Below are 12312 nucleotides of genomic sequence, written 5' to 3'. Positions count from 1 at the left end.
AATAACCATCGGGCATTTTATTTTACGCTATGCGTTATTTATATACACAATTCAGGTTCTGGTTGTATTACCTTCTCAACCTTCACCGCTGCTACTTTAAACTCAGGGATCTTCGCATGAGGATCTAACGCTGTTGTGGTTAATTTATTCGCCGCCGCTTCAACAAAGTGGAACGGAACAAATACCACCCCTTCTTGCATACGCTTAGTCACAAATGCGGGCGCTTCAATCGTGCCACGACGAGTTGATACACGAACCATTTCACTGTTAGAAATACCAAGACGCTCTGCATCTGCCACACTGATCATAGCTCGCGGCCCTGCAAGGTTGTTCAACCCTTTGGTTTTACGAGTCATGGTGCCGGTATGGTATTGCTCTAATAAGCGACCCGTAGTCAGCACTAATGGATACTCTCCATCAGGCAGTTCTGCGGCGTATCTGAATGGTACGGCGGCCATCTGACCTTTTCCACGAATGAATTTCTCACTATGCATGATGCGCGTTCCTTCTGGATTCGCATCATTACATGGCCATTGAAGTCCATTTTTACCAATAGCATCCCAATGCATGCCTTGATACTGCGGCGTAACCTGAGTGATCTCTTCGGTGATCTCCTCAACCGATTGATAGCTCCAATCTCCGCCCATCGCTTTCGCAATTTCTTGAATGATCCACCAGTCTTCTTTCGCTTCACCCGGAGGATTAACTGCCGGAGAAATACGCTGAACACGACGCTCTGTATTAGTGAAATGCCCCGCTTTTTCAGCAAACGAACACGAAGGCAAGATCACGTCTGCGTATGCGGCGGTTTCCGTCATGAAGATATCTTGTACCACTAAGAAATCTAACGTCTCTAAACCGTGAATAACGTGCGCTTGGTCAGGATCACTCAATACTGGATTTTCACCCATAATGAATAAGCCCTTCACTTCTGAATGGCATGCTGCATCAATGATTTCTGTTAACGTTAAGCCTTTCTTATTTGGTAAGTTTGGCTTATTCCATGCTTTAACAAACTTCTCGTAAACCGCTGGATTCTCCACTTTTTGGTAACCAGGGAAATCCGTTGGCAACGCGCCCATATCACACGCACCTTGTACGTTTGATTGACCACGAAGTGGATTAATACCACCGCCTTCAATACCAATGTTGCCACACAGCATTTGTAAATTAGCAATAGAACGAACGTTATCATGACCTGTCGTGTGCTGCGTAATACCCATTGAATAGTAAATAGCTGTGCGCTCGGCTGTTCCGATATAACGCGCCATTTCAATCACATCGTGCGCTTTCACGCCAGTGATTAACTCAATTTTCTCAGGCGAATACGTCTCTGACATTACTTCTGCTTTCAGCTCATCAAAGCCTTCAACACGTTCTGTTATGTACGCTTGATCATGCCAGTTATTTTTAATGATCTGCTGCATGATACCGTTAAGTAACATCACATCCGTACCCGGACGCTGCGCTACATACAACTCAGCATGATCAGAAATATCCACTTGCTTAGGATCGGCAACAATCAAACGCGCACCGTGATGGCGAATGGCCTGTTTAATATGAGACGCAATGATCGGGTGAGCCGATGTGGTGTCTGAACCAATAATAAAGATCAGATCTGAATGTTTGATACTTGGAATATCATTGGTCATTGCCCCACTGCCGATAGAGGCCTCTAAACCCGTTACCGTGGTTGAGTGACATAAACGTGCACAGTGATCGAGATTATTTGTTTCAAACTCACAGCGAACCAGTTTCTGGAATGCGTAGTTATCTTCATTGGTTGTTTTCGCTGAAGAGAAGCCCGCTAATGCATTGCCACCATGTTGCGTTTTAATTGCATTAAACTTATCAGCAACCAGCGTGATCGCTTCTTCCCAACTTGCAGGAACGAGTTCGCCATTCTTACGAATTAACGGTGTTTTTAAGCGCTCTTCACTGCTGACAAAATCAAACCCAAAACGACCTTTAACACATAACATGCCTTCGTTCACCGGAGACGATTTCGCCCCTTGCACGTATTTGATTTTGTTTGTTGATTCATCCACCATCATGGTTAACTTACAACCCACACCACAATAAGTACAAATGGTATCTACTGGTTTTAAAATTTCAATTCGGCCTTGAGACTTATCACGAGAATCAACCAATGCACCAACAGGGCACGCTTGAACACACGCACCACATTGCACACAATTGGAGTTACCCATGTCATAACCGTGTTCAAAACCAGCACGACATTCAGGGCGAGAGGCATTGGTACCGTCTTCATTTTTCATGAAGCTCAATACGCCATGTACGCCTTTTTCATTACAGGCATCAACACACTGACCACAGCTGATACAGCGGTTGGCATCAAACACGATAAATTCAGAGCTGGTATCGATAGCAAATTTTTGCTTACTTTCGTTACTTAAATCGGTTTCTGACGCTTTGTATTCCGTCGCATAATCACGCAAGCCACAATCTGTATTCGCCTGACACGCACACTCTAAACAGCGCTCTGCTTCACGGATCGCATCGGTATTATCAAAGCCCGTTTCGACTTCTTCAAAACTTTGCTCGCGCTGCTCTGCCGTTAATTCAGGCATGATAACGCGCATCGCTTTTTGGATGTGCTCGAAATATTTAGGATCAACCTGCTTCGTCTTCTTCTCTTTTTGAGAGTTAAACTGTTTAGTCGGTATTTTCTCCATATCACCCTTAAAGAAACGATCAATCGCTTCTGCGGCAATACGACCATCAGCAACGGCTTCAATCGCTGTTGCAGGGCCACGACGAAAATCACCAATGCTAAAGATGTTTTTCACACCGCTGTGCATGGTTAAGCTATTAGAATCAGCCGTGTTCCAACGCGTCAACGGCAAATCAATCGTGTCGTTTTCTAGAAAGCTTAAATCTGGTTTTTGAGATACGGCTGAAATTACGGTATCAAAGTCTTCAATGAAGAATTCACCTGTCGCTTTAGGGCTTCGTCGGCCTGATGCATCCGGTTCGCCCAATGCCATTTTCTCTAAGCGAACTTGGGTAACACGCCCTTCTGAATCTGCAATATTCTCAACAGGATTAGTTAAGAAATGGAATTTAACGCCTTCATGTTCAGCCTCAACCACTTCGTAATCTTCAGCGGGCATGTCTTCACGAGTACGACGATAAATAAGCGTGGTATCAGCACCATCACGCACCGCAGTACGCGCACAGTCAATCGCTGTGTTACCACCACCAATAACCGCTACTTTTTTACCGGTAATGAGTTTAGATTCCATTACGTAATCTTTTAGGTAATCAACACCTAAATAACAACCACCAAGCTCACTGCCTTCATACTGCATTTCTACCGCTTTAGACGCACCAACAGCCAAACACACCGCATCATAATCATCACTTAACTGTGATAATAAGAAATCTTCACCTAATTTAACCGAGGTTTTGATCTCCATACCATTACGGCACATCAACTCAATTTCTTTGTCTAGAATCGATTTTGGTAAACGGTACTCAGGGATACCATAGCGTAACCAACCACCTGCTTTAGGCATCGAATCAAACACCGTGACGTTGTAACCCTCATTGGTTAGGTAATAACCACAGGTTAATCCACCAGGGCCACTGCCAATAACAGCTATGGATTTACCTTTGTCTGCTTTTTTTGGCGGTACATACGATTCTTGAGCATGTAAATCTGCATCAGCCGCGTGACGTTTTAGCTGACGAATAGCCAATGGCTCATCAACCAAGCCACGACGACACTCGGTTTCACAAAAAGCAGGACACACACGACCAATCGATAATGGCATTGGTAATGTTCGTTTAATGACTTCAATGGCTTTTTGATGATCATTCTGCGAAATATGATACAGATATGACTGTATATCCACGCCAGCAGGACACGCGGTTTGACACGGCGCTTCGCAATCTGCGTAATGATCAGAAAGTATTTTATTTAATGCACTTTGACGACGTTTTGCTAACGCTTCAGACGAAGTGATCACTTGCATTCCATCAACCGCTTTTGTTTCACAAGCGCGTTGAATTCCTTGTCCCTCGATTTCTACTACGCACAAATCACATGGCAATTTTTCACCATTAATATTGTTTCCGCACAGTGAAGGGATCTCGACATTGCATTCCTTTGCAGCTGCTAACAGTGTTATCTCTTCATCGATAGTGAATGTTTGGTTATCTATAGTTATTTTCATCATTCAATACCCAGATTGACTTATAATTTTCTCGATTATATCACCTCATTTCGAGTGTTTTTGATGTCACTCGCAAATCTGCTGTCAGCGCAATCTAAAACGCGCAAATTATTCCATCATCCGTCGCGTAAAAGTACCGAAAACACGTTCGTATAATGAAAAACGTGTGACTCATGCACCATTACGAAAACAAAACGAAAGCGCGAACGAGCATAATTGCGCTAAATCAAAGAAAGTGTCGAACATTCATATCATGATGGTTTCATACATCAAAAGTAGTAAAAAAGAGACCACATTATGGACAAAACTTCTCGATTAGACACCTCTGTAATCATCATCGGAGGGGGAGCAACTGGCACTGGCATCATGCGTGATTGTGCACTGCGTGGCATCGATTGTATTTTGATCGAGAAGGACGATTTAGCCTCTGGAACCACAGGTAGAAATCATGGCTTACTTCATTCTGGCGCGCGTTATGCGGTGACGGATAACGAATCAGCTAAAGAATGTATCCATGAAAATAAAATTCTAAAAAATATCGCAAAACATTGTGTTGAGGATACACAAGGCCTGTTTATCTCTCTTCCTGATGATGATTTAGATTTTCAAAAGCAGTTTATTGAATCATGCCAAGTTGCTGGTATTGAAGCAAAACAACTTACCCCTAAAGAAGCCTTATTACTTGAGCCAAACGTCAACCCTAATCTAATTGGCGCGGTTCAAGTACCCGATGGAACACTTGACCCTTTTCGTTTATGTGCGGCAAATGTACTTGATGCGAAAGAAAATGGTGCGCGTTTGCTCACACACACTCACGTAACCTCGCTTATTCGCCATCAAGATACGGTGCTTGGGGTTAATTGCATTGATGTGAGAACCAATCAAAAGATTGAAATATTTGCTTCAGAAGTGATTAACGCCGCAGGTATTTGGGGACAAAATATTTGTGAATACGCTGATTTGAGTATCAAGATGTTCCCAGCGAAAGGCTCTCTACTGATCTTAGATTATCGTATTAATAACTTAGTAATAAACCGTTGCCGTAAGCCATCAGATGCTGACATTTTAGTTCCCGGTGACACAATTTCACTGATAGGAACCACCTCTGAGCACATTGACTACGATAAAATTGATGACTTACATGTCAGCGCTAAAGAAGTGGATATTCTATTAAGTGAAGGCGCGAAATTAGCCCCAATAATGGCCAACACTCGTGTACTTCGTGCTTATGCTGGTGTTCGTCCGTTGGTCGCTGTTGATGATGATGGCTCGGGTCGAAATATAAGCCGTGGCATTGTCTTGCTTGATCATGGTGAAAAAGATGGCCTCAATGGTTTCACAACCATTACCGGAGGCAAGTTAATGACCTCTCGTTTGATGGCAGAAATGACGACCGATCTCGTGGCGAAAAAACTAAATAACAACCAAGAATGTACAACACATAGCCGTCCACTCCCAGGTTCAAATAGTGCTTCTATCGCAGCGAAAAAAACCGCAAGCCTGGCAAAACCTGTTTATCAAAGTGCGGTATATCGTCATGGTGAACGGGCGCAGCAATTTTTGACTGATAACGCCAAAGATCAAGCGGTGATCTGTGAATGTGAAATGGTAACTCAAGGCGAAATTAACTACGCCATCAATCAATTAGATGTTCACAATCTGGTGGATCTTCGTCGCCGTACTCGTTTAGGTATGGGACCTTGCCAAGGCGAACTATGTACTTACCGTGCTGCGGGGCTTTTTGAAGAATGCGGCCAAGTCTCTGGCAATCAATCAAGCCAATTATTAACGCACTTTTTAGAAGAACGTTGGAAAGGCATTAAACCCGTTTTTTGGGGTGATGCATTACGTGAAGCAGAATTCAGTTATTGGATTTATGAAGGTCTGTTTGGCGCAAGTGACATTCCAACAAGTAATATGCCAACGCCGAATACTCAATTAGAAAAAGACCACGTAGACGGCTCTCAAATAACTACGTCTCAATCAAAAGAAAAACAAGAGGCAACATTATGAATTTCGATACCATTATCATTGGCGGTGGCATGGCTGGCTTAAGTTGTGCTTTACGCTGCTTAGAAGCTGGATTAAAAACAGCGGTGATAGCCTCTGGTCAAAGCGCTCTGCATTTCTCATCAGGCTCTGTCGACGTATTAGCAAAAACACCAGATGGTACGCATGTTGTCGACCCAATGGCGGCAATTGATGGGTTTTCGACTCATTATCCTGAACATCCTTACGGCACACTAGGAAGAGAAACGGTAAATCGCGCGATTGATTGGTACCAAACAACGTTATCGACTATCGGTGTCCCTCTCGCCTCACAAGCAAATGGATGCAATCATTATCGATTAACGCCTTTAGGTACAATGAAATCAACCTGGTTATCACAGCCTTTTGTTCATCAATTCCCAATGGCATTAGAAAGCAATACAGTGCAAAAAATCGTACTGATCACCGTGGATGGCTTTCGTGATTTTCAACCAAAGTTAGCACAAGATAACTTAAAGCATATCACTCAATTATCTGATGTCGAGATTTCAACAGCAACCGTCTCTCTGTCTGCTTTTAATGACATTCAACGTAATCACTGTGAATTACGCTCCATTGATCTTTCTCGATTGCTTGCCAAACGAGCCAACCTACAAGAATTTGCACATGCATTGCAACAACACGCTAATCCCGGCGATCTTGTCGTAATCCCTGCCATTTTTGGTAACGGAAAAGGATTGGGATTTTTAAAAGAAATTGAAGCGTTAACCCAATTAACTTTATGTGAAGTCCCAACGATGCCACCTTCTTTATTGGGCATTCGATTAGAAGAAACGATGAAACACGCTTTCATTACTCAAGGGGGAACATTACTCAATGGGGATCATGTCATTCAAGGTGAGTTCTCGTATGTTGATAAAGAAGACCCTGAGCATTCACATTACCGACTAAATCGAATTTTCACTAAAAATCATGGTGACTTTCCACTGCAAGCAAAACAGTTTGTACTAGCAACAGGCAGTTTCTTTAGCCAAGGCTTAAAAGCAAGTGCTGATTCAATGGAAGAACCTATTTTTGGTTTAGATATGGACCAAACCGCGTCTCGCACCGATTGGTATAGCTCTGCTTTTTTTAGTCCACAATCACACCCGTTTTTAAGTATGGGCGTAAAAACAACGCCACAATTGCAAGCTATAAAATCAGGTCATGTTATTGATAACGTCTATTGCGCCGGTGCCATTTTATCTGGTTATAACCCCGTATTAGAAGGCAGTGGCAGTGGCGTTGCAATTAGCTCTGGCTTTCATGCTGCAGAGTCTATTATCAAACAAATAAATCCTGAGTTTTTATCAGGCAATAAAATAAAAACACAACAAGAGGTCGCATTATGAGCAGCCCACTATTTAATTCAAACTTATTAAAAGACAAGTTTGCAAAAGATAACTTAATTTTTAGAGCGCCAGCAAATACGAGCTTTGATCAATGCCTAAAATGTACCGTATGTACCGTGTATTGCCCGGTTGCTAAAGAGAACCCTGATTACCCCGGTCCAAAACAATGTGGACCTGATGGCGAGCGTTTACGCTTTAAAAGCCCAGAATATTATGATGAAACCTTAAAACTCTGCACCAACTGTAAACGCTGTGAAACCGCGTGTCCGTCAGGGGTTAAAATTGGTGACATGATAGCAGTCGCTCGTGGAATACACGGAAAACCCGCGTATAACATGAAGGGGATCCGAGATTTTGTATTAAGTCATACTGACCTATTTGGCTCAGTCGCAACGCCTATTGCCCCTATTGTTAACGCAATGACGAGCGTGCCATTAGTTAAAAAAGTGATGCACAAAACCATTGGCGTTCATGATCATAAATCTCTGCCAAAATACTCTCACGGCACCTTTCGTAAATGGTATAAAAAAGAAGTTAATGATCAATCTATCTACCAACAACAAGTTCATTATTTTCATGGCTGTTTTGTAAATTATAACCACCCACAACTGGGGAAAGATTTTATTAAAGTCATGAACAACATGCACATTGGGGTTCAGTTATTAGATAAAGAGAAATGCTGTGGCGTACCTCTTATCGCAAATGGATACCATAAAAAAGCACAGAAAAATGCAGAATTTAATGTCGCTAACTTAGAAGCAGCCATTGAACGTAGAGACGTACCGATTTTATCGACCTCTTCAACGTGCTCCTTCACCTTACAGCAAGAGTATCCACACGTACTGGATGTAGATAACAGCAAAGTAGCGAAGAAAATAGAATACGTAACTCGCTTTTTATTAAAAGAGATCATGAACGGTCGCGGCCCTAAAATGAAACCTTTAAATAAAAAAATTGTATATCATACGCCTTGTCACTTAGAGCGCAGTGGCGGCAACATTTACACCATTGAATTATTACGAGCGATACCGGGCTTAGAAGTGCAAGTACTGGACAGTGAATGTTGCGGCTTAGCAGGAACTTACGGTTTTAAAACAGAAAACTACGATACCTCTATTGCTATTGGTAAAAACATATTTGACCAAATAAAAGCGGCTAAGCCAGATTATGCCATTACCGATTGTGAAACCTGTAAATGGCAAATAGAAGAGAATACAAATGTTACGACTATTCATCCAATCTCGTTATTGTGTGAAGCCTTAATGTGAATGAATTAAATGGGTGATATATAGAATATACTAAATATCACCCATTATATTAATACTAAAGGGCTAATAGTAAATATTCACTGATCTAAATTCACAACATCGACCCTAGTAAAAATAACCGATTCAATCATTAATTAATGTTGATATTAATTAATGTTGATATTAATTACGGTATATTGATAGAATACTCGATTATTTCAAATAGTAGTCATTTATTTATCTCAATGTTAAAACAGCCTTTTGTTAAAAAACAAAACAACATTCACTATAATAACATTTCTCTTAACATAAAAAAGAAGAGCATATCGACAAAGAAAACAACGATTCAACTAACAGACATTGAATTAAGAATAATCATTCTTTTGATTAAAAATCATAATGTTACACACAGAAAAGAAGACATACTGAATTATGCCTGGAATAGAAATGATAACTACGTCAGTGTGGTTCCACAAACAATTTCACTGTTAAGAAAAAAGCTTCATCGACATAATATAGATATAATTGACACGATAAAAGGCGAAGGATATAAAGCGACAGAAAAAACCAACTCATTTGAAATACCTAACATAAAAACATGGGCTTTACTTGTTGCTTTTTTAACCTGCACTGTCATCTCATATATGTTATATGACGATTACATAATTAAAAAGCCTATAGTTCAAGAGCTTGTAGAGCATTCACCTAATATTTTCAAACCAAGTAATTCACTGCCAGTAATATTTGATAACAATGTCATCAAAACTGATATTTACTATTATATTAATAGACAAAAATGCAATCTAAGTATTTCAGCTTGTAAACTAGAAGATGGACAATGTCGATCTATCTATAACAAACTATTCTTTACTAACGAAAATAACACACCAGAAGAAATAACTCCTTATTTATCAGAAGTATACTTTGACTACACCCCTCCTAAATTATTGGCTGCCCATCAAATAGATGATGAATTCAAGGTGGAAAGCAGTGTTGATCTTGGCGCATTAGATAATGACAATTATTCAGGCCACGCTTATCTATACTACGACCTTAAAACGGAGCGTAATGAGAAACTCATTAGTGAATTTTCTATTTTCATTACTGAGTCTGGCTACGAGGGAAGCTATCGATACTCATCAGATTTAACTATCAATCTTCATAAAGAGAATGATAAATATTTCGCACTGCTAAGTAATATGAATAAAACAACGAATTTTAAACTTGGTCGTGAACACCACGGAATAATCAAAGATCAAACTCAACTTTATGCCTATCCACGATTACTTAATGGCCCAATAAAAACATCTTATGCCCATATTTACCCAATAAGTAAAAATACTAATTTCACTTATTTTGAAGATACTAAAACATCTCTACTTATGTTTGAACATAAATAAATCTAAGGGGGAAGGATAACCCTCCCCCTAACATTAAGACAATTTATACATTAAAAAATGATAGCTTCGCTTTCTGTCCCTCAGATAGCTCAGACAAATGATTACTAGCTTGAGCAGTCTCTTTTATTCCTTCTACATTTTGATTAATACTTTCACTAATGGTACTAACATTTTCACTAATAGACGAAATAGCTCGACTCTGTTCATTGGCAGCATTTGCCATCTCTGAGTTCGTTTGCGATATCATGTCAATCGCCACCGATATATTATCTAACTGCTCATTAGTTTCTTGGCTCATACGTGTGGTTTCATGAATGATCTTAATTGAATCAGAAACAGAAGTAACAACATCAGAAGATTTTTGCTGAAGGTTATCAATAATACGTTGAATATCCTGTGTCGATTTTTGAGTTTTTGCAGCCAACACTCTAACTTCATCCGCAACAACGGCAAAGCCTCGTCCGCTTTCCCCTGCACGAGCAGCTTCAATAGCCGCATTTAAAGCCAGTAAATTAGTTTGTTCAGAAATAGAATCAATAACAGTGATGACTTCACTTATCTTATCTGTTTGTTCTTTAAGTACGTTCACTTCTTCCGAAGTCACATCCATTTGCATTGCTAAAGAATGGCTTAACTGTGCACTCTCATTAGCAATTTTAGAGCCCGTTAACGTTAATTCCAATACTTCTTTCACCCTTAATTCTGCTTGGTTAGCTGAAGCGTCAACTTGCGTTGCAGATGCAGATAACTCAGTGACTGCTGTAGAAATTTGTTCAACCTGCCCTTTTTGATCATTCGCATTAGCTTCACTTTCCACCATAACTGCAGCGAGTTCAGTTGAAGCTGAAGACACTTCATCACCCACATTCCTCAAATCAAAGATTAACGTCTGTAGATTCCTAACAGTATCATCAGTATATTTACAAAGGGTTCCAACTTCATTAGTACCTTGATAATTGATAATATCAGTCAAATCACCTTTCGCCACATACGCCATTTGATCCTGAATACGTAAAATAGGTCTGATAATGATTCTTGCAACAAACCAGCCAGTTAAGATCGAAAACAGAATAATGAAAGTTAACGATGCCAACAGCATAGATTCACTATCAGTAATTAAACCGGTAGAACCTACTGTTAAATCATGAGTTCGTTGAATTAACTCAGATAACGTCTTTGCTAAAATGTCATCCGCTTTCGTGCCTGATGCGACGATATTATCGCTATATTGAAGAATTCCTCGACCACTTTCCCACAGCATCCCATTCATCGCTGAATACGTATTAAAACCTTGCTCTAACACCTTTTTAGCTTCTTTATTATTCAGCTTTTCAATTTCAGTAAATGCGATATTAAAATTTTCGATGAGATCTTTTTCAAATTGTGGCAGTAAATCTAAAGAATGCACTGATGACATTCTTACAATGATTTTTGTACTTGAAGAGTACAACGCTTGACGGATTTGTGCCCATTTTGTTTCTTCTTCTAAGCTGACATTACTTGCCATTATTATATTATTCGCTTGATCAATATAATCACTAATCCAAGGAAGAGACATCCAAGCGGTATCCATTTGCTCATAGTCCGATTTAACTTTTTGTAAATCAGCACCATACTTCCCAATCAATACCTGAACTTCTGTCATACGTCTTTGAAACTCATCCGTAGATGTCGTGACATTAGCGGATGCTTTCACTTCAGATAATAATTGAAGAACGGCTCGATTTGTTTCTATGAATTCTTTATCAGCTGACTTTAAATAATTAGGATTACCTAAAGCACGACTTGTAATAATACGGAGATGAAGTAGTTTTTCTTGTGCATAAGTGAGCTTTGCACTATCAATGGAATTGTAATCCATGGCTAATGAGTTTGCTGATAATTTATCATAGCTTTGAATGATCACACTTAACGATAACGCCATAATAGAGATGGCGATCGCTACTGGTATGAGTATTTGATATCTTAATTGAAGATTCATAAAAATGCGTTCTAATTGAGTCAAACTTACTTTCCTTTTTGCTTTATTAATTATTAATTCCATATAACTCAATTAACTGCATTCCAAAAACACCTTCAATAAAAG

6 protein-coding genes are annotated in these 12312 nt (G+C 40.0%); 4 read left to right on the top strand and 2 right to left on the bottom strand.

The window, feature by feature from the left end; genetic code table 11:
* Positions 1-38: 38 nt before the first annotated feature.
* Complete coding sequence (gene fdhF / locus A6E03_RS05765; protein ID WP_065600377.1) at positions 39-4202, bottom strand: formate dehydrogenase subunit alpha; 4164 nt, start codon at positions 4200-4202, stop codon at positions 39-41.
* A 294-nt stretch (positions 4203-4496) separates the two neighbouring features.
* On the opposite strand from fdhF, the gene glpA reads away from it, so the two are divergent.
* The 4 genes from glpA to A6E03_RS05745 all read left to right on the top strand — a co-directional run bounded on the left by glpA (position 4497) and on the right by A6E03_RS05745 (position 10226).
* Complete coding sequence (glpA, locus tag A6E03_RS05760) at positions 4497-6212, top strand: anaerobic glycerol-3-phosphate dehydrogenase subunit A (RefSeq protein WP_065593354.1); 1716 nt, start codon at positions 4497-4499, stop codon at positions 6210-6212.
* A complete protein-coding gene (glpB, locus tag A6E03_RS05755) occupies positions 6209-7579 on the top strand; it encodes a glycerol-3-phosphate dehydrogenase subunit GlpB (protein ID WP_065600376.1) in 1371 nt (456 codons plus the stop codon). Before glpA ends, glpB begins: the two co-directional genes overlap by 4 nt.
* Positions 7576-8847: an anaerobic glycerol-3-phosphate dehydrogenase subunit GlpC gene (glpC, locus tag A6E03_RS05750; RefSeq protein WP_065600375.1), complete on the top strand. Its 1272-nt coding sequence runs from the start codon at positions 7576-7578 to the stop codon at positions 8845-8847. The genes glpB and glpC overlap by 4 nt, the downstream gene beginning before the upstream one ends.
* Before the next feature lie 137 nt (positions 8848-8984).
* Positions 8985-10226, top strand: coding sequence for a winged helix-turn-helix domain-containing protein (locus tag A6E03_RS05745; protein ID WP_083201840.1), 1242 nt, complete (start codon positions 8985-8987; stop codon positions 10224-10226).
* A 43-nt stretch (positions 10227-10269) separates the two neighbouring features.
* Here A6E03_RS05745 and A6E03_RS05740 read toward each other — a convergent pair whose 3' ends face one another.
* Positions 10270-12231, bottom strand: coding sequence for a methyl-accepting chemotaxis protein (locus A6E03_RS05740; RefSeq protein ID WP_255310590.1), 1962 nt, complete (start codon positions 12229-12231; stop codon positions 10270-10272).
* Positions 12232-12312 lie beyond the last annotated feature (81 nt).

This window comes from Aliivibrio sp. 1S128 (genome assembly GCF_001691065.1).
Classification (GTDB): domain Bacteria; phylum Pseudomonadota; class Gammaproteobacteria; order Enterobacterales; family Vibrionaceae; genus Aliivibrio.
Note: the sequence above shows the minus strand (reverse complement) of the source record. Positions and strands in the feature narration are given on the sequence as shown.

Excerpts from the sequence above, each read along its gene's own strand:
- fdhF (WP_065600377.1), bottom strand. The coding sequence starts at position 4,202 with ATGATGAAAATAACTATAGATAACCAAACATTCACTATCGATGAAGAG.
- glpA (WP_065593354.1), top strand. The coding sequence starts at position 4,497 with ATGGACAAAACTTCTCGATTAGACACCTCTGTAATCATCATCGGAGGG.
- glpB (WP_065600376.1), top strand. The coding sequence starts at position 6,209 with ATGAATTTCGATACCATTATCATTGGCGGTGGCATGGCTGGCTTAAGT.
- A6E03_RS05745 (WP_083201840.1), top strand. The coding sequence starts at position 8,985 with ATGTTGATATTAATTAATGTTGATATTAATTACGGTATATTGATAGAA.
- glpC (WP_065600375.1), top strand. The coding sequence starts at position 7,576 with ATGAGCAGCCCACTATTTAATTCAAACTTATTAAAAGACAAGTTTGCA.